Source organism: Amycolatopsis sp. NPDC051061 (genome assembly GCF_040682935.1).
Classification (GTDB): domain Bacteria; phylum Actinomycetota; class Actinomycetes; order Mycobacteriales; family Pseudonocardiaceae; genus Amycolatopsis.
In genome coordinates this window covers 15,699-38,403 of the sequence record NZ_JBFBBZ010000043.1, presented here as the reverse complement: position 1 = coordinate 38,403, position 22,705 = coordinate 15,699, and the positions used below count along the sequence as shown (strand labels likewise).

The window sequence follows — 22,705 nt, the reverse complement described above, 5'->3', positions numbered from 1 at the left end:
GCAGGATGTCCGGATGATCCCGCGTCGTGCGTTCGGAGCCGTTCTCGCCGCCCTCATCGGGCTCGTCGTGCTCGCCGGGCCGGCCTCGGCCCACACCGAGCTGGAGTCCAGCTCACCCGCCGAAGGTGCCACGCTCGCGGCCGCGCCGACGGAGGTCCGGCTGACCTTCGGCGAGCCTGTGACGCTGCCGCCGGAGGCGGTCGAGGTCACCGGCCGCGACGGCACCGCCTGGACGGTCGGCACGCCGGCGGTGGCCGGCGCCGTCGTGACCGCGCCGGTGACGCCGTCCGGGCCGGCCCAGGCCTACACGCTGACCTGGAAGGTGATCGCGAAGGACGGTGACAACCTCACCGGCACCCTGCACTTCACCCTCGCCGCCGCGGCTTCTTCCGGCGCGGCGCCGACGACGGCCGTCCAGCAGCAGGCCCAGGCACCCACCGCCCCGACCGCGGTGGACACCAGCGGCATCCCCGGCTGGATCTGGGTCGTGGTCGGGGTCGTCGGGCTGCTCGCGGTGATCGTCGTCGGCCTGCGTCAGCTGAGGGGCCGCGGGAAGGACTGAGCTACTCCTCCCGCGGGACCGTCACGACCCACCGCTCGGGCCGCCGGCGCAGGTAGCCCCACCAGTACAGCGCCGACACCACCAGCACCCCGGCGGTGATGCCGAGGTCGAGCGCGCTCTGCTCCACCAGGACGTAGGCCAGCGCCGCGACGGCGAGCACCGGCACGACCGGCCAGGCGGGCATGCGCCACACGTGCGGCTTCCGGTGCGCCGCCCGGCGTGCGCCGAGCGCGGCGGCCGCGACGCTCAGGTAAAGCGCGACGACGGCGACCCCGGTGACGCCGCTGAGCGTGTCCACCGGCACGAAGCAGAGGACGGCTTCGGACAGCCCGACCACGAGCGTCGCGACCCACGGCGCGCCGAACCGCTCGCTCACGACGCTCATCGCGCGGTTCACCGGTGCCGGCCACGCCTGGTCGCGCGCCGAGGCGTAGAGCACGCGCGAGTTCTGGATGACCATGACGATCACCGCGTTCACGATCGCCGCCGCGATGCAGAGGCTGATCGCGGCGCCGACGCCCGCGTTGCTCCAGCCGATGACCAGCGCGGTGAGATCGACGCCGGCGAGCGCGGCCGCGTCCGGCACCGCGAGGGTCACCGCGACGACCGGCACCAGGATGACCAGTGCGCTGATCCCGAGCGTCCAGAACACGGTCCGGGCGACGGTTTTGCGCGGTTCGCGCATCTCCTCGGCGAGGTAGACGGCCGTGCTGAAGCCCTGGACGACGAACAACGCGACGGCGAGCCCGGCGACGACGGCGATCAGGCCGATCCCGCTCGTGCCGAGGCTCGGTTCGACCAGCACGGCCGGGCTCTGCGTGGTGTGGGTGAACCCGAGCAGCGACACGACGAAGATCGCGACGACCTCGATGACCAGGAAGATCCCGGTGATCCAGGCGTTGGAGCGCAGGTTCAGCAGGCCCATCACGGTCGACGCGAGCATCACCAGCGCCCCGGCCACCGAAGGGTTGATGTCGGCGACCGCGGCGACATAGCCGGCGACGCCGATCGCGATGATCGGGGGCACGACGAGGATGACGATGAACGACAGCATGAAGGTCAGCCAGCCGGCGAACCGGTTCGCCACCGTCGTCACCATCGCGTACTCGCCGCCGGCGCTCGGCACCAGCGTGCCGAGCTCGGAGTAGCAGAAGGCGATCCCGACGCAGAGCAGCACCGCGAGGGCGATGGCGAGCGCGGTGCCGGTGCCGAGGTCGGCGAACAGCGGCGGCACGAGGACGAACAGCGACGACGCCGGCGTCACGCAGCTGAGCGTGAGCAGGGTGCCGCCGCCGACGCCGATGGAGCGGGTCAGCGTGCGGGGACCGGCGGGCGCGGTGGCGGGGCCGGTTTCGGGCGGGGCGGGAGTGCGGGGCATGGGCGTTCCCTCCGGCCGGGGCAAGGTGCGACGGATGGAACAACACCGATTCGGTGTTGTCAACGCCACTGAGACGACTGAATTCGTTGTCTGGCTGGGCCTGAGTCTTCGGATTTAGTCACTGATCGTGACCAAGGTGCCGCGTTTGCCCTGTGTCGCCCGCGTCGGGGATGATCCGGGGGGTGAGCAGCCAGGACACCCCCAGCCGGCCCGCGCCGCCGGTGCTCGACGACATCTCGCGGCAGATCATCGCGCAGCTCCAAGAGGACGGCCGGCGCGCGTACGCCACGATCGGCAAGGCGGTCGGCCTGTCGGAGGCCGCCGTCCGGCAGCGGGTGCAGCGGCTGTCCGACTCCGGCGTCATCCAGATCGTCGCCGTCTCGGATCCCTTGCAGGTCGGGCTCTTCCGGCAGGCGATGATCGCCATCACCGTCGAGGGGCCCCTCGAACCGGTCGGCGACGCACTGGCCGAAATGGACGAAATCGCGTATGTGATCCTCTGCGCCGGGCGCTACGACCTGCTCTGCGAGGCCGTCTGCGCGGACGACGAGGCGCTGCTCCAGCTGATCTCGACGCGGATCCGCGCGCTGCCGGGCGTCCGGCACGCGGAGGCGATGGTCTACCTCAAGCTGCGGAAGCAGACCTACCAGTGGGGCTCTCGCTGAGGGTGACGACTAAATCCGAAGACTTACCGAGGATATTGACCATGGATTAGTTGAGCAGATTCGTCTGGACGACTGAATCGCTTGCGTCGAGGGGCTGGGGCGTGCGATAACCGAGGCATGACCACTACCGCCGAAGACACCGCTGTGGCTTCGAGCCTCGCGCAGTCCGCCCGCAGCAACCTCTGGATGCACTTCACGCGCCACTCCGCCTTCGACGAGACCGACGTCCCGGTGATCGTGCGCGGCGAGGGTGCGTACATCTGGGACGCCCGCGGGAAGCGCTACCTGGACGGGCTCGCCGGCCTGTTCGCGGTCCAGGTCGGCCACGGCCGCGAGGAGCTCGCCGAAGCCGCCGCGCGGCAGACGAAGCAGCTCGCCTACTTCCCGCTGTGGGGCCACGCGCACCCGACGGCCATCGAGCTGGCCTCACGGTTGGCCGAAGCGGCCCCCGGTGACCTGAACCGCGTGTTCTTCACCGTGAGCGGCGGCGAGTCGGTCGAAACGGCGTGGAAGCTCGCCAAGCAGTACTTCAAGCTCGTCGGCAAGCCTGCCAAGCACAAGGTGATCAGCCGCGCGCTGGCCTACCACGGGACGTCGCAGGGCGCGCTGTCGATCACCGGCATCCCGGCCGCGAAGGCCGACTTCGAGCCGCTCGTGCCGAGCACCCTGCGCGTGCCGAACACGAACTTCTACCGCGCGCCCGAGCACGCCGACGACTACGAGGCCTACGGGCGCTGGGCCGCCGATCAGATCGAGCAGGCCATCGAGTTCGAAGGTGCCGACACCGTCGCCGCGGTGTTCCTCGAGCCCGTGCAGAACACCGGTGGCTGCTTCGTGCCGCCGCCGGGGTACTTCGCGCGGGTGCGGGAGATCTGCGACAAGCACGACGTGCTGCTGGTGTCCGACGAGGTGATCTGCGCGTTCGGCCGCATCGGGTACGACTTCGCCGCCAAGCGCTACGGCTACCAGCCGGACATCATCACGACGGCGAAGGGCCTGACGTCCGGGTACGCGCCGCTGGGCGCGGTGCTGGCTTCGGAGCGGTTGATGGAACCGTTCACCCGTGGTGCGACGACGTTCATGCACGGCTCGACCTACGGCGGGCATCCGGTGTCGTGCGCCGTCGCGCTGGCGAACCTCGATTTGATGGATCGTGAGGGTCTGTACGACCACGTGCTTTCCCGGGAGGACGCCTTCCGGTCCACTTTGGACAAGCTGACCGACCTGCCGATCGTCGGGGACGTCCGGGGGGCCGGGTTCTTCTACGGCATCGAGCTGGTGAAGGACAAGGCGACCAAGGAGACGTTCAGCGGCCCGGAATCCGAGCGGGTGCTGCGCGGGTTCCTGTCGGACGCGTTGTTCGAGGCCGGGCTGTACTGCCGGGCCGACGATCGGGCCGAGCCGGTCGTGCAGCTGTCGCCGCCGCTGATCTGCGACCAGGCGCAGTTCGACGAGATGGAGCAGATCCTGCGCGAGACGCTCACTCAGGCTTGGAAACTGCTGTAGGGCGGACCTCCGGCCCCCGGTATCCACGCTAGCGGAGGGCACCGACAGTTTCGGTCCGGTGTGGCGGCGGAGCGTGTCCCCACCAAGGTCTTGAATGAGTCATTCAGGACCTCCCCAGCCCTGAATGACTCATTCAGGACGTTGCGGCCGGCGCCGGTGTTGGCCCGAAAGGGCGGGGAATCGCGCGTTCCCCGCCCTCGCGCGGGTTTCTGGGTACCGTGGAGCGCGGGGGACCGGGGGGAGCGGCCGGTGACCGGGCCGCCCGCGTCCGCGCCGACCGGCCGCGCACCCCGGGAGGAGAACCCGATGACCGCGACCACGGGCACCCCGCGCCTGCCGTTCGAACGGCCGAACGTCCTGGAGATCGCCCCGCTCTTCGAGGTGCTGCGCCGGCAGGGCCCGGTCGTGCCGGTGACCACCCCGACCGGCGACCCGGCGTGGCTGGTCACCGGGTTCGATCAGGTCCGCGCGGTGTTCACGGACCCGCGCTTCGGCCGCTCGCACCCGGCGCCGGAAACCGCGTCGGCGCTGTCGGACGCGGCGATCCTCAGCCGGCCGCAGGGCGACCACGAAACCGAGCACGTGGAGCACGCGCGGATGCGGAAGATGCTCGTGCCCGCGTTCTCCGCCAACCGGATCCGGCGGCTCGCCGGTCACGTCCAGGAGCTGGCCGACGGCTGTTTCGACGCCCTGGAGCACGCCCGGCGCGCGGACGAGCCCGTCGACCTGCACGAACACCTGTCGTTCCCGCTGCCGGTGCTGGTGATCTGCGAGCTGCTCGGCGTGCCGTACGAAGACCGCGCCACCTTCCGGGTCCTGTCCGAGCGGATGGGCCGGATGGACATCGGCTCCGGCGCCGGCGCGGCGCTCGACGAGTTCGCCGAGTACATGGGCCGGCTGGCGGAGGTCAAGCGGCGCTCACCCGGTCAGGACGTCGTCTCCGACATGGTCCGGGCGCAGGCCGACGACCCGGCGTTCACCGACGGCGACCTCGCGCGGCTGGCCGCCGGCTTGCTGTTCGCCGGCCACGAGACGACGTCCAACCGCATCGACCTCGGCGTCCTGTACCTGCTCACCGACCTCGCGCGGCGCGACGCGCTGGCCGCCGACCCCGAGGGCCGGACGCACGGCGTCGTCGAGGAGATCCTGCGGCTGTCCGCGCCGGGCGGGCTCGGCGTCCTGCGGTACGCGCACGACGACGTCGAGCTCGGCGGGGTGACGATCGCCCGGGGCGACGCCGTCGTCCTGTCGCTGGCGGCGGCGAACCGGGACTCGTCGGTGTTCCCCGCCGCCGCGGAGTTCGACCCCGAGCGCAAGCCGAACTCGCACGTGGCGTTCGCTTACGGCGGCTGGTTCTGCATCGGCGCGAGTCTCGCCCGCACGGAGCTGCGCGTCGTGTTCGGCTCGCTGTTCCGCCGGTTCCCGGGGCTCCGGTTGGCGGTGCCGGTCGGTGAGCTGGAGGTCCGGACGAACCGGGTCACCGGGGGAGTGGACCGCGTGCCGGTCCTCTGGTAGACCTGCGGCGGCCACGACAGGAGGAAAACGTGACCCTGTGGGACAAACTCGGGATGGACGACAAGCTCATCAAGGTGCTGACGGAGATCCCACCGGGGCCGGACGCGTCGGAGTTCGGCCCGGCCTACGTCACGATCCACCAGCTGGCCGTGGAGCTGGATCAGCGGTTTCCCGAGGTTCGCAAGCAGCTGGACGTGCCCCTCGGCGGCGGCGCGAGCCGGCACGCGGGGCTGGTGGAGCTGCTGGGCAAGGAACTGGTCGACAAGATCAAGCGCTACGGCGACGTGTACCCGATCGAAGCGGCGCAGCTGTCTTCGGTGCGGTTTCGCGAGCTGCGGCTGCGCGGCCCGGGCGGGCGTGACCTGGTGGGCGCGTCGCGGACCGACCTGCCGCTGATCCGCCTGCGGCCCAAGGACTGACCGTGCTGCCTCCACCGCCGGTCCGGGTCCTGGTGGCCGAACGCGACCCGGCGGTGCGGTCCCGCCTGGGTTCCCTGCTGGCCGAGGCCGACGGCATCGAGCTGATCGGCTCGGCGTCCGACGCGCCCACAGCCCGCGCGACTCTCCGCAGCCGGCTGCCGGACGTGGTGCTGCTGGACCTGCGGCTGGGATCGCTGGGGCCGGTGTTCCGCCGCCCGGCGGTGGTGGCTTTGGTGACGTTCGACTCCGACGCGGGGATCCTGCGGGCGTTGCGCGACGGGGCGTCGGGGTACCTGCTGCGCTCGGCGCGGCGCAACGAGCTGATCAAGGTGGTCCGGCTGGCAGCGGACGGGCACGTGGTGCTCTCACCGGACGCTTCCCGCCGCCTGGTGTCGGCGGCGACGCGGTTGTCGGGGCCGCGGGACGAGCGGCTGGCCGGGGTGGACCGGTTGTCCCTGCGGGAGCGTGAGGTGCTGGTCGGAGTGGGGTCCGCGCTGACCGACACGGAGATCGCTTCGCGACTGGAGCTGCCGGAGCCGGTGGTCCGGAACCTGGTGGCCCAGGTGGTGCGGAAGCTGGGGTGCGCGCACCGGACCGAGGCGGGGTTGCTGGCGTACGAGCGGGGGCTGTGCCGGCCCGGCACCGAACGGCCGTGAAGGCCTCCTTGCCGGCCATAAGAGCCGGTAAGGAGGCCTTCACGGACTTCAGAAGCCGGTCAGGCCGTCGGGGACCCCCACTCCGGTCGGGGCGTCGTAGCCCGGACCGGCCACGCACAGGTAGTCGTTGCCGCACTTCTTCCCGGCGCCCGACGGGTCGTTGTTGCCCGCCGTGACGTCGACGAACTGGGACGCGTGCGCGTAGATCGTCGATGGCCGGGTCACGCCCGCCTGGCCCGAGCGGCCGATCAGGCCCGCGATGTACGGCGCCGACGCGCTGGTGCCGTTCGCCGGGAGCCAGCCGCCCGCGTCCGTGTAGTGGATCGCGATGTCCTCCGCCGCCGACGCGACGTCCGCGACCGTTCGCTTGCCGCAGTGCGTGTCCTTCTGCCACGACGGCTTCGCGATGTACGCCGAGCAACCGCTGCCGCCGTACTGCCACGCCGACTCCGCCCAGCCTCGGGCCGAAGACGGGTCACGCGCCAGCGTCGTCCCGCCGACCGCGACCGTGGTCGCCAGGACCGCCGGGTAGCTGGCCGCGGTGAAGCCCGCGTCACCCGAGGACGCCACCACCGTCACCCCCGGATGCTGGTAGTGGCTCCCGAACGCCAGTGGTGCGCCGCTTTCCCGCGCGCCGTAGCTGTTCGACACCACCTTCGCCCCCAGCCGGACCGCGGTGTCCTCCGTCTCCGCCAGGTCGGCGAACCCGGGCGTGTTGCCTTCGACGACCACGAGACGGCACGACGGGCACGCCGCCGACACCATCGACACGTCCAAAGTGGACTCCATCGCCCAGCCGAAATCCGCTTCGGGCAGGGGAGCGGACAGACCCTGCTGGTTCACCTTGCGGAAGCAGCCGTTCGCCGTCGTGCACGGCGGCAGGCCGTACCGCGCCCGGTAGGCAGCGAGGTCCGCCTCCAGGTTCGGTGCGTCGTAGGCGATCGAGATGCCGACGACGGTGTCCGGCCCCGCGTCGGAAGGCAGCCGGTAGGCCGAGGCCAGGTCGTCGGCGCCCCAGCCGATCGGGCCGTCGGCCAAGGCGCGTACCGCACCAGGCGTGTACGTGGTGAGGCAATGCGCCACACCGGGCCGGTCCGGACACGCCGCGCGCGGCATCGGTGCGGCGGACGCCGCCGGGGCGAAGGCGCCCGCGGCGACCACCACGGCGCTCAGCACGCCGATGATCGATCTGTGCACAGTGGACCGTCCCCTCAGGACGCGTAGACGTGGTAGGCGGCGGTGATCGTTTCGGCCACGGTCGCCCCGGCCGCGTCGGAAGCCGTCACGCGCAGGGAGACGTCGCCGCCGCGGAACGTGTCCGTGGTCGCGGCGAAGTCCGCGTGGAAGACCCCGTCGCCGCGAGGCGTGACCGTCGCGTTCTGCCAGGTCGTGCCGTCGGTCGAGTACTGGACCGTCGCGCCGGTCACCGGAGAACCCGCACTCTGCTGCAGGTGCCCCACCGTGAGGTCGAGGCCCTGGGGACCCGACGGCGTCGAGCCGTCCGGCCGCAGCCCGCCGACCGCGTACCCCAGCGTCAGCATCGGTTCGACCGCACACGTCCGGTCCCGGCCCTCCGCGCCCCGGGCGCAGTACAGGGCCGGTGGGAGCGTGCCGTCGGCGTGCCGGGACTGCCACGTCCACTCGGTGTGGGTCGCCGTGCTCTGGTGGTACATCGGGCCGGTGCGGCCCGCGTCGATCGTGAGCCCCAGGGTCGACGGCCCGGCCGCGACCTCCTGCTCCAGCGCCAGTTCGGTCGCTCCCACCGGGCTGCCCTCGGCGATCGTCGCGCCGTCCTGGGTCAGCGTGTAGTGCCCGGTCATCGTGTCCGTCGGTTCGCCGGAGAAGCCGAACCCGGTGTGCCCGGGCTGGTTGTCGCTGAACGGCGTGATCGACAGCCGCAGCAGGTCGCCGGCGCGCGTCGCGGCCGGGATCTCCGGCGCGCTGCCGTCGGACAGCGGCAGCAGCGCCACGCCACCCGCCGGGTGCAGCGGGAACTTGTTCCAGTCCTCCGTGACCGTCGTGCCGCCGGTGTAGGCGTGGAACGGCTCGTACTGGCCCCCGGCCCAGGCGGGGAACGGCCCCGGCGGCATGTACTTCGAGAACCCGCCGAACCAGCGCAGGTCCGGCGCGGCCGAGACGTACTCGGTCTGCTTCCGCGGCGTTTCGATCGGGTGCGACACCCGGCCGCTGCTGTCCTCGAAGGAGAACATCCCGCTGCGCTGCCGCCGCCCGAGCGTCGCGTACTCGCTGAAGTAGGTCGCGTCCACCGCAGCGACGTCCTTCGCCGTGATCATGTACCGCTGCTGCGGAATGGTGCCCACCGAAGCCTTCTGCAGCACGTATTCGTACGGCGTGCCCGGTGCCGGAGGGGACACCAGCCTGCTGTACGGGTACGTCTGCAGCGCGCCGGTCCGGACCGGGACGGCCGTCGGCGACACCGAGATCGGCACGCCGGGCCCGGCGTCGAAGTCGACGAGCAGCGCCGGGCCGGTCTTCGCGGCCCGGCGGAACAGGAACCCGGTGTCGTCGAGCAACGCGGGCCGCGGCGTCACCCAGGTGACCTTGCTGGAGGCGCGGGAAGCGTCCACCCGGACCGTCTTGTCGGCCTTCACCGCGAACTCGGGCTGCGCGCTGAACCGCACCTCGGTCGGGTTGCCGTCGGCGTCGGCGGTCCAGAACAGGCCGAGCGCGCTGTAATTCCCGTCCGGCGCGCTGAACTTCGCCGTGCCACCCGAGAAGTAGTTCACATTTTCGTTCGGGTCGAGCAGGTTCCCGTCGTCGGTGTTGTACAGGAACGCGACGCCGGTGTCGGCCGGTTTGCCCGCGATGTCGTCGGCGTCGACCGACACCGTGCGCAGCACCGAGCGGGGCTGGGCAGCCCGCCGCGCCGGTGTCCCCGAGAGCGCGTAAGTCTTACCCCCGGCGAAGAGCCCCTGACCCCCGAAGTGGCCCTTCGCGTTGTCTTCCTTGAACTGCTTCGCCAAAGCGGCGCCGAACGTCGCCGGGTCGACCGGGGCCGACGCGCCGGTCAGGAGCGCCTGGACGTCGAACAGGCTCAGGTCCAGCCCGCGCCCCAGGTAGGGGAGCGCGGTGCCGGGGACCTCGTAGTCGCGTTCGCCCAGGCGCAGGTGGACCAGCGCCCGAGCCATGCCCTTCGCGGCGGCGGGCTGGATCTCGTACCGGGACCGGCCGTCCGCGGTGGTCCGGACGGTGACCCGGTCACCGGTGGGCAGCGTGGCGGTGGCCGCGGCCACCGCGGCCACCGCGGCCGGCGGGGCGAGCCCGGTCAGCCCCGCCGAACCGGCGAGCAGGACCGCGAACACCGAAAGTCTTCTTCGCACTGGCGCCTCCGTGTGGTCGTTGATCACCACTACCGACGAGCCAGACGCCGGACCCGTTGAGTCCGGTTCTCGACCTTCCGGAAGTTACCTCGAACGGGTCAACCACCGAGAGTCAGGAATGGGCCGCCGGAATCGGCCGCGCGACGCCGAAACCGCCGTACGGACCGGCTTTCGCGCGCTTGCGGACCTCGTCGAAGTGCCGGTGCACGGCTTCGGCCGCGGCGTCGGCGTCGCGCAGCAGGAGCGCGTCGACGATGACCTGGTGCCGCTTCGCGGTGGCCGTCGGCGAGGCCGCCGGTCCGCCGAACTCGCTTTCGGCGATCCGGTAGACGTCCCAGAACAACCCGGTGAGCTCGCGCGCGAGGTCGAAGCCGGCCTCGGCGCAGATGAGGTCGTGGAACTCGCGGTCGGCTTCCGCGGCGTCCGGGCCCTTGCGCTTCATCCGCGTGACGCAGGCCTGCAGCTCGTCGACGAGCCCGGGCCGGTGGTCGGTGGCGACGCGGCGGGTCAGCTCGGTCTCGAGCATCTCCCGCACCTCCAGGAGGTCGCGCAGCCGCCCGACGTCGGTGGCGCCGCGGGCGCGGGTCCGGAACAGCAGCCACGTCTGCAGCGACTCCGACCCGGCCGAGCCGACGAACGTGCCGTAGCCGTGGCGGATCTCGACGATGCCGAGGGCCTGCAGGGCCTTGATCGCCTCGCGGATCGAGTTGCGGCTGACGCCGATGTCCTCCATCAGGCTCAGCTCGGTGGGCATGGGTGCGCCCGGCGGGAGCTCCCGCTCGACGATCAGGTCGATGATGCGCTTGGTGATCTCTTCGCTGCGCTGCGGACGGGCCACTGCTGTCCTCCCCGGATGCGTCGTAAGAGGACATCCTACGTCATACGTCCAGAAGGCTGTGACATCCGGGCCTTCGCCCCGGGCCGGGGGCTTCGCCACCCGGAACCCCCGAAGAGCTGGTCTTGACCGGCACGCGAACGCATCCTAGGCTCACGCCGGTCATAGGACGTCCCATGTCCTACCGTTCGAGGCCCGCAGGAGACAGCGATGTCCCAGAGCCCGTCGCTCAGCCGGCGCCAGTTGCTGCGCTACACCACCTTCGCCGGGGCGGCTTTGGCGTTCCCGACCGTGCTCGCCGCGTGCGGGGGGCCGGCGTCCACCAACAAGACCGGCAGTTCGGCGGGCTCGCTGACCGCCGTCGTCGGCTACGGCAACAACCAGACGTGGGACCCGCTGCAGACCGCGTCCGCGTTCTCGATGGCCGCGATCCTGCACTGCTACGAATCCCTCGTGGAGGGTGACCCGATCACCCGCGCCCCCTTCCCCGGCCTGGCGAAGGCGCTGCCCGCCGACGTCGGCGGCACCAGCCTGAAGTTCGAGCTCCGCGACGGCGCGAAGTGGCACGACGGCCAGCCCGTGACCGCGGACGACGTCGTCTTCACCTACGCCCGCGCGCTCGACGAGAAGGAGAACGTGCTGATCCACAGCTTCTTCTCCCATTGGCTGCAGGAAGTCCGCAAGACCGGCGACCGCGCGGTGGAGTTCGTCCTCAAGTTCCCGTTCCCCTACGCGTTGCAGCGGATCCAGTGCTGCAAGATCGTCCCGAAGCACGTCTACGACGGGAAGTGGGACGACGCCAAGGGCGGCAAGGTCGTCGGCTCCGGCCCGTACAAGGTCGTCGAGCAGGCGCCGCTGAGCCACACCAGTTTCGAGAAGTTCGCCGACTACAACGGCCCGCGCCCGGCGGCGTACGACAAGATGCTCTGGAAGTCCATCGTGGACTCCGCCCCGCGCGTCGCCGCGATCTCCGGCGCCAAGCCGGACGCGCAGATCGCCGAGAACATCCCGGCCGCCAACGCCGACCAGCTCCGCAAGGCCGGCCGGACGGTCGAGTTCGCCGACGGCGGCAACAACCTCTTCCTGCTCTTCAACACCGCGCACAAGCCGTTCGACAGCAACCTGGTCCGCCAAGCCCTGCACTACGCCATCGACAAGCAGAAGATGATCGACATCGGGCTGAAGGGCGCCGGCTCGCCCGGCACGTCGTTCATCAACCCGAAGCTGCCGTCCTCGCAGCCGGCGTCGCAGGACTTCGTCTACAACCCCGAGAAGGCGAAGCAGCTGCTGCAGCAGGCCGGCGCCACCGGGCTGAAGGTGACGTTGTCCACGACGAACACCTCGCTGGTCGCCGACTGCGTCAAGGTGATCAAGGAGGGCTGGGACGCGATCGGCGTCCAGACCACTTTGGACTCCCAGGACACCAAGGCGCTGTTCTCCAAGCTGGACGCGGGCACCGACTTCCAGGTCGTCGCCACGACGAACAACCCGCTGCAGTTCGGCAACGACCCCGACCTGATGATCCGGTACTACTACGACGCCAAGTCCATCCTCACGAGCAAGTACGCCCGCTTCACCGGCTCCGACGCCCAGTCCCTGCTCGCCCTGCAGGACCAGGCCGCCGCCGAGACGGACGAGGCCAAGCGGACGACGCTGAACAAGCAGCTGCTGGACCGGATCTCCGAGCAGGCCGTCATCTACCCGGTCGTGTTCACCCAGCTCGGCACGGCGTGGGACCCGAAGGCGATCTCCGGTGTACGCGCCCAGGGCTACCCGGGCATCTACCTGAACCAGGCCAAGCCGGTCTAAGAGGAGAACATCCGTGGCCGTCGTCGTGCGGATGCTGCTCAGCCGCATCCTCGCCCTGATCCCGCTGCTGCTCGGCGTGATCCTGTTCGTGTTCATCGTGATGCGGTTCGCGCCGGTCGACCCGGCGCTGGCCGCGTTCGACGGCGCGAACGCCACCGCCGAGCAGCTGCAGCAGTTCCGGCTCGAGAACGGGCTGCTGGACCCGCTGCCGCTGCAGTACGTCCACTTCGTCTGGCACCTGGTCCAGGGCGACTTCGGCACCAGCGTGATCACCAAGCAGCCGGTCGGCGAGACCATCTCGACCGCGCTGCCGCTGACCGTGCAGCTCACCCTGCTCGGCCTGGTCATCGCGCTGGTGACGGCGCTGGTCCTCGGCGTGACCTCGGCGCTGTTCCGCGACCGCTGGCCGGACAAGGTGATCCGCGTGGTCACCCTGGCCGGGGTCGCCGCGCCGGCGTTCTGGGTGGCGCTGCTGCTGGTCCAGTGGCTGGCCGTCGGCCAGGGCCTGTTCCCGACCAGCGGCTACGTCAGCCCGGCCGACTCCTTCGGCGGCTGGCTGAACTCGCTGACGCTGCCCGCGGTTTCCCTGGCGCTGCCGGTGGCCGCGCAGCTGACCCGGGTGATCCGGACGTCGATGGTCGAGGAGCTGGACAAGGACTACGTCCGCACCGCGCGCGGCGGCGGGCTGCCGCCGGTGGTCGTCGTCGGGCGCAACGTGCTGCGCAACGCGCTGGTGACACCGCTGACCGTGCTCGGCCTGCGGGTCGGCTACCTGCTGGGCGGCGCCGTCGTCATCGAGACGATGTTCGCGCTGCCGGGGATGGGGCAGAACATGATCCAGGCCGTCACCGACGGCGACACCGCCAAGGTGCAGGGCTTCGTCATCACGATCGCGATCGGGTTCGTGCTGGTCAACCTGATCGTCGACGTCCTGTACCTGATCGCGAACCCGCGCCTGCGGAGCCACGCGTGAAGCGCCTGCGCGCGGCCTGGCCCGCGCTCGCGATCCTCGGCGTCCTGCTCCTGGTGGCCGTGCTCGGCACGCTGCTCGCGACGCACAACCCGGACGCGCTCAGCACCGACACCGGCGGCCCCAGCGGCACGCACTGGTTCGGGACGGACACGTCGGGCCGGGACATCTTCTCCCGGCTCGTCGCCGGCACGCGCTGGTCGCTCGCCATCGGCCTGGGGGCGGTGGCGCTCGCGCTCGTGTCGGGGGCGGTGATCGGGGCGTTCGCCGCGACCTCGCACCGCCGGGTGGACGCCGTGGTCATGCGCGTGCTGGACGTCATCATGGCGTTCCCCGGCATCGCACTGGCCGCGGTGCTCGTCGCCGTGTTCGGCCACGGCATCCTCGTGCTGATCCTGGCCATCGGGTTCCTCAACATGCCCCCGGTGGCCCGGGTGATCCGGGCGAACGTCCTGGCCCAGTACGGCGAGGACTACGTCGCCGCCGAACGCGTCATCGGGGCCCGGCGGTTCTTCGTGCTGACCCGGCACGTCGCGATCAACTGCGCCGCCCCGGTGCTGGTGTACTGCACGGTCACGGTGGCCGACGCGATCGTCTTCGAGGCGTCGCTGTCGTTCATCGGCGCCGGCATCCAGCCGCCGGACCCGTCGTGGGGCTCGGTGCTCGCCGACGGCAAGGACCTGGTGCTGACCGGCGGCTGGTGGGCGACGCTCTTCCCCGGCCTGCTGATCCTGGTCACGGTGCTCGCGCTGAACATCCTGTCCGAGCGGATCTCGGACGCCTGGGCCGCGCCGTCCGCGCGCGCCGTGAAAGCGGCCGAAGTCGCGAAGGCCGTCGCGAAGCGGGAAGACGCCGACACCGCGCCCGTCCTGCCGATCGCCGGCCTGCGGGAAGCGGGGGAGCGGCTGGCCCGCACCGCGAGGTCTCTCGACCACCGCGACACGGTCTTGGAGGTCGACCGGCTTCGGATCGCGTTCCCCGGCCGCCACGAAGGCGTCGACGTCGTCGACGGCGTGTCCTTCAGCGTCCGCGCCGGCGAAGTGCTCGGCCTGATCGGCGAGTCCGGCTGCGGCAAGACGCTCACGGCGTTGTCGATCCTCGGCCTCCAGCCGGCGACGGCGCAGGTGTCCGGCCGGATCCGGTTCGCTCAGCGCGACCTGCTGAGCCTGCGTCCGGGCGAGCGCCGCCGGCACCTCGGCCACGACATCGCGATGATCTACCAGGACGCCCTCAGTTCCCTCAACCCGGCGATGACCATCCGCGCCCAGCTCAAGCAGTTCACCCGCCGCGGCGGCACCCGCACCCCGGCCGAGCTCCTCGAGCTGGTCAACCTCGACCCGGAACGGACGTTGCGCGCGTACCCGCACGAGCTGTCCGGCGGCCAGCGCCAGCGGGTCCTGATCGCGATGGCGCTCTCACGGGACCCGAAGCTGATCGTCGCCGACGAGCCCACGACGGCGCTGGACGTCACGGTCCAGGCCCAGATCATGGCGCTGCTCCTGCGGTTGCAGGAGGAGCTCGGCTTCGCGCTCATCCTCGTCTCGCACGACCTCGCGCTCGTGTCCGAGATCGCCGACCGCGTCGTCGTCATGTACGGCGGGCAGGTCGCCGAGCTGGGCGGCACCGCCGAGGTCATCGGCTCGCCCCGGCACCACTACACCCGTGGGCTGCTGAGCGCGGTGCTGTCGCTGGAGGAGAACGAGGCCCGGCTCACCCAGATCAAGGGCGTCGTCCCGGCCCCGGCCGAGTTCCCGGCCGGCTGCCGCTTCGCCGACCGCTGTCCGGCCGCCCGCGCCAAGTGCCACGACGAAACCCCGGTCCGCTTCGGCGAACCGGTCGACCACCTCGTCGCCTGCCACTTCCCGGCGGTCGACATCGCCCGGGAGAAGGAGGCGACGGCGTGAACCTCCTGGAGCTCGACGGCGTCCACGTCGTGCACAAGATCCGCGGTCGGGGTCTCTTCGGCCACGACAACGTCTACGCCCTCACCGACGCCCACCTGGTCGTCAATCCCGGCGAGACGATCGGCGTCGTCGGCGAGTCCGGTTGCGGCAAGTCCACCCTGGCCAAGGTGATCGTCGGCCTGCAGCCGCCGACCGCGGGCACGGTCCGCTTCCGCGGGAAGCCCCTCGACGAGGGGTTCGGGCGAGAGGTCGGGATGATCTTCCAGGACCCGTCGACCGCGCTGAACCGCCGGCTCGCCGTCGCCAAGATCATCCGCGACCCCCTCGACGTGCACCGCGTCGGGACGCCGGCCGAGCGCGACGACCGCGTCCGCGAGCTGATGTCGCTGGTCGGCCTGCCCGCCAGCGCCGCCGACGCCGTGCCGGGCCAGCTCTCCGGCGGCCAGCGCCAGCGCGTCGCCATCGCACGGGCCCTGGCCCTGCGGCCCGCGTTGCTGGTCGCCGACGAGCCGACGTCCGCCCTCGACGTCTCGGTCCGCGCCCAGATCCTCAACCTGCTGCTCGACCTGCGCGAACAGCTGGACCTGGCGATGGTCTTCGTCTCCCACGACATCCAGACCGTCAAGAAGATGAGCGACCGGATCGTCACGATGTACCTCGGGCGGATCGTCGAAGAAGCCCCGGCGAGCGCGTTGCCCGGCGAGGCCCGCCACCCGTACACGCGGGCCCTCTTCTCGGCGACGCCCAGCCTGCTGAACCCGGTCGAGCCGATCGTGCTCACCGGCCCGGTGCCGTCGGCGACGAACCCGCCGAGCGGCTGCGCCTTCCGCACCCGCTGCCCGAAGGCCACCGACGAGTGCGCCGCCGACCTGCCGCCGCTGGCCGCGGCCGAAGGCGGGCACACCTACCGCTGCATCCATCCCGAGATCCCTACCGGAGTGAGCGCCTGATGCCGAAGTTCGCCGGAATCGTCCCGCCGCTGTGCACGCCGTTCCACGACGACTTCAGCGTGGACACCGACTCGCTGCGGCGCCACGTCGAGATCCAGCTCGACGCCGGCGTCCACGGCGTGTTCGTCCTCGGCTCCTCCAGCGAGGTCGCGTTCCTGCCCGACGCGCAGCGCCGCGTCGTCGTCGAGACGACGGTCGACCAGGTCGCCGGCCGGGTCCCCGTACTCGTCGGCTGTATCGACATGACGACATTGCGCGTCGCCGAGCACATCAAGACGGCCGAAGCCGCCGGGGCCGACGCCGTCGTCGTCACCGCGCCCTACTACACGCGGACCCACGTCGCCGAGGTCGACCGGCACTTCCGCCTGCTGCACGAGCGCACGGCCCTGCCGATCGTCGCCTACGACATCCCGGTCGCGGTGCACACGAAACTCGACGGCGGGATGGTCCTCGATCTGGCCGCCGATGGCGTCATCGCCGGCCTGAAGGACTCCAGCGGCGACGAAGCCGCGTTCCGGGCCGTGCTGCTGGGCAAGCGCGACCGCGGCCTCGACACCTTCGCCGTGTTCACCGGGTCCGAACTCCTCGTGGACGCGGCCCTGGCGATGGGGGCCGACGGCGCTGTCCCGGGCCTGGGCAACGTCGACCCCGTCGGGTACGTGCTCATCCACGACCACATCAAGTCCGGCAACCTCGCCGCGGCCCGCCGCGAGCAGGAACGGCTGATGAAGCTGTTTTCGATCACGTCCGTGGCACCGCCGAGCCGGATGGGCCGCGGCTCGGCCGGGCTCGGTGCCTTCAAGGCCGCGATGAAGATGCGCGGGTTCATCGACAACGCTGTCATGGCCCCGCCGCAGCTTCCCCTCGACGACGAAGAACTGCTGCGGATCAAGGAGAAGCTCGCCGAAGCCGGTCTGCTCTGATGCTCCACTACGGGGCCGACTACAACCCGGAGCACTGGCCCGCCGACGTCCGCCGGGAAGACCTGAAGCTGATGGCCGAAGCGGGCGTCACGATGGTGACCGCGGGGATCTACTCGTGGGCCGGCGTCGAACCGCGGCGGGGGGAGTACGACTTCGGCTGGTTCGACGACGTCATGGCCGACCTCGCGGGTACGGGGGTCCAGGTGTGCCTGGCGACGATGACCGCGTCGCCGCCGGCGTGGTTGTCGCACGCGCATCCGGAGATCCTGCCGGTGCGCGCCGACGGCGTCCGGCTGTCACCCGGTGCGCGGCAGCAGTTCTGCCCGTCGAGCCCGGTCTACCGCTCTCATGCCGAACGGTTGGTCACGGTGTTGGCCACGCGCTACGCCGGCCATCCGGCGCTGGCGATGTGGCACGTCGGCAACGAGTTCGGGTGCCACATCCGGGCGTGCTACTGCGAGGTCTCGGCGTCGGACTTCCGTCGTTGGCTGCGGGAGCGCTACGGCTCGATCGACGCGCTGAACGCGGCCTGGACGACGACCTTCTGGTCGCAGCGCTACTCCGCGTGGGACGAAATCCTGCCACCCCGGGTGGCGCCGACGTTCCCCAACCCCGCGCAGCAGCTGGACTTCCACCGGTTCTCCTCCGACGCCTCACTCGGCTGCTTCCTGACCGAACAGGCGGTGCTGCGCCGGGGCACCCCGGAGGTCCCGATCACGACCAACTTCGTCGGCCTGGTCCAGAAAGCCCTCGACTGGCACACGTGGACGCCGCACGAGGACGTCGTCAGCCTCGACTCCTACCCCGACCCGTACGACCCGCGCGCCCACGTCGAAGCCGCGTTCGCCTACGACCTCGTGCGGTCCGCGAAGGACCAGCCGTGGATGCTGCTCGAACAGGCGCCGAGCGCGGTGAACTGGCGGCCCCGCAACAGCCCCAAGCCACCGGGCGCGATGCGGCTCGGCAGCTGGCAGGCCATCGCCCAGGGCGCCGACGCCGTGCTGTTCTTCCAGTGGCGCCAGACCAGCGGCGGCGCCGAGAAGTTCCACTCGGCGATGGTCCCGCACGGTGGCCGCGAGACCCGGACGTTCCGCGAAACGGCCGCGCTCGGGCAGGAGCTGGCGAAGGTGCCGGAGCTGGCCGGGACGCGCGTGCGGGCCGACGTCGCCCTGCTGCACGACTGGCCGAGCTGGTGGGGTCTCGAACTGGACTCGCACCCGGCTTCGCTGGAGCAGCTGGAGACGCACCTCGCGCACTACACGCCGTTGTTCGACGCCAACATCACCTGCGACGTCGTTCACCCGCTGCGGGATCTCACGGGCTACCAGCTCGTGGTCGTCCCGAACCTGTACCTGCTGGAACAGGCGTCCGCGGACAACCTGCGCGCGTATGTGGCGGGTGGCGGGCACCTCGTGGTGTCGTACTTCAGCGGCATCGTCGACGGCTGCGATCGCGCGTACCTCGGCGGGCACCCGGCGCCGCTGCGGGACCTCCTCGGCCTGCGGGTCGACGAGTTCTGGCCCCTGGACGGGTCGGTCTCGCTCGGGTTCGCCGACGGGACCACGGATACCGGCACGCTCTGGTCGGAGTGGATCGAACTCGAAGGCGCCGAGGTCGTCGCGTCGTTCGCGAGTGGCGACCTGGCCGGGCGGCCCGCGATCACGCGGCACCCCTTCGGTGACGGCGTGGCCTGGTACGTCGGGACCCGCCCCGATCTGACTTCGTTGCTGAGCCGCGTCACCGCCGAAGCCGGCGTGACGCCGGTGTTCGCCGCTCCGCCCGGTGTCCAGGCGATCGTCCGGCACGGCGAGGAAAGCGCTTACCTGATCCTGCTCAACCACGGCACCGAGCCGGTCGACGTCGACCTGCCGCGAGCCGCGACGGATCTGCTGACCGACCCGTCGCGGCCGGTGCGCGAGGTCCGGCTCGCCCCGCGAGGTGTCGCCGTCCTGAAGGGATGAGAATGAGAACACTGGGGAGATGGGCCGCATCGGTGGTCCTGGTGGCGAGTTCGCTGCTCGCCGTGAGTCCGGCGCAAGCCGCGCCGCGGTTCGACCAGCACGTGCTGTTCAAGGCGTCGCAGGATCCCGGGTACAGCTGCTTCCGGATCCCGGCGATCGTGAAGTCCGTCCACGGCACGCTCTTGGCGTTCGCCGAAGGCCGCATCGACAACTGCGGGGACACCGGCGACATCGACCTCGTCCTCAAGCGGTCCACCGACGGCGGGAAGACGTGGTCGCCGCTGCAGGTGGTCAACCGCGGCGGCGGGGACACGCACGGCAACCCGGTGCCCGTGGTGGACCGCCGCACCGGGCGGATCGTGCTGGTCACGACCTACAACAAGGGCCGTACCGACGACAAGGCGTGCGACGTCCCGTGTCCGCGGACCCCGCACTCGCAGTACAGCGACGACGACGGCCTGACCTGGTCCACCCCGGTCGACATCAGTGCGCAGGCCAAGCTGCCGAACTGGGACTCGTGGTACGCGTCGGGCCCGGTCCACGGGATCCAGCTGACGCGCGGCCGCCACGCGGGACGGCTCGTGTTCGGCGTCAACGCGGAAACCAGCGACGGGTCGCATTCCATCGAGAACCACGCCGGGCTCGTCTACAGCGATGACGGCGGCCGCAGCTGGCACGTCGGCGCGGTGAACAGTTATCCGCACCCGGTCGGCGGGACGTACACGCAGAAGCCGTCCGAAGTGACCGTGGCCGAGCTGGCCGACGGGTCGATCTACGCCGGCGGCCGCGAACAGGGCGGCACGGACATCGGCAACCGCGACTACGCCATCAGCCGCGACGGCGGCGAGACGTTCTCCAGGTCCTTCACCACCATCCCCGACCTGGTGACGCCGATGGTGCAGGGTGCGGTGCTGCGCATCGGCAACCGGCTGCTGTTCTCGTCGCCCTCGGACACCGACCGGCGGCGGTGGATGATGATCCGCTCGTCGTACGACGGCGGCCGGACGTGGGAGAACGCCGAGCAGGGCACGCAGATCACGACGGACTGGTCCGGCTACTCGGACCTGGTGCAGATCGGCGGCCCGGAGATCGGGCTCGTGTACGAGGGTGGTGCGGTCGACGCCCGTGACGAGATCCGCTTCGCACGGTTCAACGAGTCTCATCTGGGCTGGAAGAACTCGGCCGGACCGTCCACACCGGACGTTTCGCGGCACGCCGACGCCCGGGTCCTCGGCGGCGCTTCGGTTGCTGCGGGACGCTTCGGCGGGGCGTTGACCTTGGACGGCGTCGACGACTACGTCCGGGTGCCGTACGACCCGGCGCAACCGCCCGGGGAGGGTGACCTGACGTGGACGGGCTGGTTCCGTTATGGCGCCACGAAGGGCAACCAGGTGCTGTTCTGGCTGGGCGGGATGGGCACGACCGCGCCGCAGCTGTGGTTGCGGGGCGAGCCGGCCGGCCACCGGCTGATCGCGATGATGACCACGGCGGCCGGGAGCGCGTCGATCACGACGTCCCAGGCTTATGACGACCAGGCCTGGCACCACGTCGCTCTCGAGCGCACCGGCGGCAAGCTGCTGCTGTGGGTGGACGGCGTCCAGGTCGCTGCCGGTCCCGCGGCGGCCGGTTCGGTGAGCCGGACGGTGTCGTTCCAGCTGCAGCTGGGGCAACGGCTGGACAACGCCTACCGGTGGAACGGCGCGTTCGACGAGGTCCGGTACTACCGCCGGGCGCTGACGGCGCCGGAGCTCGATGCGATCCGGCTGCGGAACGCACCGGTTCCGGCGGGCCAGGTCCTGCGGCTGCCCTTCGACCGCGTGCACTGAGGTCGTGAGTGGGAACCAGGGTCAGAACCCTGTTTCCCACTCACGACCCGCGCCGGTCAGACCGTCCGGCAGGTCAGCTGCGGCCGTCCGGTGGCGTCGCCGGTGCCGGTCACCGCGTTGAAGCCGAACGTCGTCGAGCCGCCCGGGTCGAGCTTGCCGTTCCAGTCCGCGCTGTCCACGGTCACCGTCGAGCCCTCGACCGTGAACGTGCCGTTCCACAGGCCCGTGATGTGGTGCCCGTCGGGGAGGGACCAGCGGACGGTCCAGCCGCGCAGGTGGTCGTCGTGGTCGTTGCGGACCGTCACCTGGACCTGGTAGCCGCCCGGCCAGGACGTCGTCACCGCGTAGCTCGCCGCGCAGCCCAGGTCGGCGGGCGCGGTGGTCGTCGTCGGGGGCGTCACCACCGGGGGCGTGGACGACACCGGTGCCGCGATCGGGGTCGTGGCGTCGGGCACGAGCACCGTCCCGATCACCACGCCCAGGGCCAGCAGGACGGCTCCGGCCGCAGACGCCAGCACCACCCGGCGGCGCGGGCGGGGGAGGCGCAGCATCCGGGTTTCGGTGCGCGGGCGGGTACGCGGCGGCGGCAGCGGACGGCCGCCGGTGACCGCCTCGAACAGCTCCTGGACTTCCGCCATCGCCGGACGCTGGGACGGGTCGCGTTGCAGGAGCCGGCCGAGCGCCTCGGCCAGGGGGCCGCTGTGGCGCGGCGGGATCGGCTCCTCCCGGGCGACCCGCAGGAGCAGCGCGATCGGGTTGTCGTCGTTGCCGAACGGCGGCCGGCCCTCCAACGCGCGGTACAGCGTCGCGCCGAGGGAGAACACGTCCGCCGGGAAGCCGGCTTCGCCTCCGCCGGCCACCTCGGGGGACAGGTAGGCCGGCGTGCCCGCGATGAACCCGCCGCCGGTCACGGTGCCTTCGCCGGTGGCGCGGGAAATGCCGAAGTCGGCGATCTTGGCGACGCCGCCGTCCGCGATCAGGACGTTCGCCGGCGTGACGTCCCGGTGCACGATGCCTTCGGCGTGCGCGGCGGCCAGCGCGGAGGAAACCTGCACGCCGATGCGCGCGACCTCGTCGTCGGGCAGGCGCTCGCGGTCGAGCAGGACGTCGGCCAGGCTCCGCGACGGCAGGTACTCCATGACCAGGTAGGGCTCGCCGCCCTCCTCGACCACGTCGTGCACGGTGATCGCGTGGGGGTGCCGCAACCGCGCGGTCAGCCGGGCCTCTCGCAGCGCGCGCAGGGCGGCTTGGTCGCCGGCGGCCTGCCCGATGGCCGGGTCGTAGCCCAGCTGCTTGACGGCGACGACGCGGTCGAGCCGCTCGTCGCGGGCTCGCCAGACGACGCCCATGGCGCCCTGGCCGACCCGCTCGGCCAGCCGGTAGCGCCCGGCGATCAGCTGTCCTGCGTCGGTCACGACGACCTCCCGGCCTTCCCCGGAACACACGGATGCGGGGGACGATCGGTTCGAGCTTAACGACCCGGTG

Annotated in this window: 18 protein-coding genes; 13 read left to right on the top strand and 5 right to left on the bottom strand. The window is 71.3% G+C overall.

Annotated elements, in window-relative coordinates; genetic code table 11:
• Nucleotides 1–13 precede the first annotated feature (13 nt).
• Nucleotides 14–562, top strand: a complete 549-nt coding sequence (locus AB0N03_RS39965) for a copper resistance CopC family protein (RefSeq protein WP_364383683.1) — start codon at nucleotides 14–16, stop codon at nucleotides 560–562.
• A gap of 1 nt (nucleotide 563) precedes the next feature.
• Here the strand turns inward: AB0N03_RS39965 and AB0N03_RS39960 are convergent, their stop codons facing one another.
• Complete coding sequence (locus AB0N03_RS39960) at nucleotides 564–1,940, bottom strand: APC family permease (protein WP_364383680.1); 1,377 nt, start codon at nucleotides 1,938–1,940, stop codon at nucleotides 564–566.
• Nucleotides 1,941–2,110: 170 nt separating this feature from the next.
• Here AB0N03_RS39960 and AB0N03_RS39955 point away from each other — a divergent pair, with 170 nt between their 5' ends.
• The 5 genes from AB0N03_RS39955 to AB0N03_RS39935 all read left to right on the top strand — a co-directional run bounded on the left by AB0N03_RS39955 (nucleotide 2,111) and on the right by AB0N03_RS39935 (nucleotide 6,701).
• Nucleotides 2,111–2,605, top strand: coding sequence for an Lrp/AsnC family transcriptional regulator (locus tag AB0N03_RS39955; RefSeq protein WP_286003766.1), 495 nt, complete (start codon nucleotides 2,111–2,113; stop codon nucleotides 2,603–2,605).
• Nucleotides 2,606–2,722: 117 nt separating this feature from the next.
• Nucleotides 2,723–4,111 (top strand): aspartate aminotransferase family protein, encoded by a 1,389-nt coding sequence (locus AB0N03_RS39950; RefSeq protein WP_364383677.1) that lies wholly within the window; start codon nucleotides 2,723–2,725, stop codon nucleotides 4,109–4,111.
• A 306-nt stretch (nucleotides 4,112–4,417) separates the two neighbouring features.
• Complete coding sequence (locus AB0N03_RS39945) at nucleotides 4,418–5,626, top strand: cytochrome P450 (RefSeq protein ID WP_364383674.1); 1,209 nt, start codon at nucleotides 4,418–4,420, stop codon at nucleotides 5,624–5,626.
• A gap of 29 nt (nucleotides 5,627–5,655) precedes the next feature.
• The gene (locus AB0N03_RS39940) at nucleotides 5,656–6,045 is read left to right on the top strand and encodes a hypothetical protein (RefSeq protein WP_364383671.1); all 390 of its coding nucleotides are present in this window, start codon (nucleotides 5,656–5,658) and stop codon (nucleotides 6,043–6,045) included.
• Nucleotides 6,046–6,047: 2 nt separating this feature from the next.
• A complete protein-coding gene (locus tag AB0N03_RS39935) occupies nucleotides 6,048–6,701 on the top strand; it encodes a response regulator transcription factor (RefSeq protein WP_364383668.1) in 654 nt (217 codons plus the stop codon).
• A gap of 48 nt (nucleotides 6,702–6,749) precedes the next feature.
• Here the strand turns inward: AB0N03_RS39935 and AB0N03_RS39930 are convergent, their stop codons facing one another.
• The 3 genes from AB0N03_RS39930 to AB0N03_RS39920 form a co-directional block, all read right to left on the bottom strand.
• Nucleotides 6,750–7,898 carry a S8 family serine peptidase gene (locus AB0N03_RS39930; RefSeq protein ID WP_364383665.1) on the bottom strand — a complete coding sequence of 383 codons (1,149 nt, stop codon included), beginning with the start codon at nucleotides 7,896–7,898 and terminating at the stop codon, nucleotides 6,750–6,752.
• 14 nt (nucleotides 7,899–7,912) lie between these two features.
• Nucleotides 7,913–10,042 (bottom strand): hypothetical protein, encoded by a 2,130-nt coding sequence (locus AB0N03_RS39925; RefSeq protein ID WP_364383662.1) that lies wholly within the window; start codon nucleotides 10,040–10,042, stop codon nucleotides 7,913–7,915.
• 112 nt (nucleotides 10,043–10,154) lie between these two features.
• Entirely contained in the window at nucleotides 10,155–10,880 is a 726-nt protein-coding gene (locus AB0N03_RS39920) for a FadR/GntR family transcriptional regulator (RefSeq protein WP_364383659.1), read from the bottom strand.
• A gap of 207 nt (nucleotides 10,881–11,087) precedes the next feature.
• Here AB0N03_RS39920 and AB0N03_RS39915 point away from each other — a divergent pair, with 207 nt between their 5' ends.
• Genes AB0N03_RS39915 through AB0N03_RS39885 form a run of 7 tightly spaced genes read left to right on the top strand, consistent with a single transcriptional unit; the run spans nucleotide 11,088 to nucleotide 21,220 of the window.
• Nucleotides 11,088–12,686: an ABC transporter substrate-binding protein gene (locus AB0N03_RS39915; protein WP_364383656.1), complete on the top strand. Its 1,599-nt coding sequence runs from the start codon at nucleotides 11,088–11,090 to the stop codon at nucleotides 12,684–12,686.
• A gap of 13 nt (nucleotides 12,687–12,699) precedes the next feature.
• Complete coding sequence (locus AB0N03_RS39910) at nucleotides 12,700–13,659, top strand: ABC transporter permease (protein ID WP_364383653.1); 960 nt, start codon at nucleotides 12,700–12,702, stop codon at nucleotides 13,657–13,659.
• Nucleotides 13,656–15,560: a dipeptide/oligopeptide/nickel ABC transporter permease/ATP-binding protein gene (locus AB0N03_RS39905; protein ID WP_364383650.1), complete on the top strand. Its 1,905-nt coding sequence runs from the start codon at nucleotides 13,656–13,658 to the stop codon at nucleotides 15,558–15,560. Before AB0N03_RS39910 ends, AB0N03_RS39905 begins: the two co-directional genes overlap by 4 nt.
• A complete protein-coding gene (locus AB0N03_RS39900) occupies nucleotides 15,557–16,510 on the top strand; it encodes an ABC transporter ATP-binding protein (protein WP_364383647.1) in 954 nt (317 codons plus the stop codon). Before AB0N03_RS39905 ends, AB0N03_RS39900 begins: the two co-directional genes overlap by 4 nt.
• Nucleotides 16,510–17,433 (top strand): dihydrodipicolinate synthase family protein, encoded by a 924-nt coding sequence (locus tag AB0N03_RS39895; RefSeq protein WP_364383644.1) that lies wholly within the window; start codon nucleotides 16,510–16,512, stop codon nucleotides 17,431–17,433. The genes AB0N03_RS39900 and AB0N03_RS39895 overlap by 1 nt, the downstream gene beginning before the upstream one ends.
• On the top strand, nucleotides 17,433–19,394 hold the full coding sequence (locus AB0N03_RS39890; protein ID WP_364383641.1) for a beta-galactosidase: 1,962 nt from the start codon (nucleotides 17,433–17,435) through the stop codon (nucleotides 19,392–19,394). Before AB0N03_RS39895 ends, AB0N03_RS39890 begins: the two co-directional genes overlap by 1 nt.
• Nucleotides 19,395–19,396: 2 nt before the next feature.
• A complete protein-coding gene (locus tag AB0N03_RS39885; RefSeq protein WP_364383638.1) occupies nucleotides 19,397–21,220 on the top strand; it encodes a sialidase family protein in 1,824 nt (607 codons plus the stop codon).
• A 56-nt stretch (nucleotides 21,221–21,276) separates the two neighbouring features.
• Here the strand turns inward: AB0N03_RS39885 and AB0N03_RS39880 are convergent, their stop codons facing one another.
• The gene (locus AB0N03_RS39880) at nucleotides 21,277–22,635 is read right to left on the bottom strand and encodes a protein kinase (RefSeq protein WP_364383635.1); all 1,359 of its coding nucleotides are present in this window, start codon (nucleotides 22,633–22,635) and stop codon (nucleotides 21,277–21,279) included.
• Between the last annotated feature and the right edge of the window lie 70 nt (nucleotides 22,636–22,705).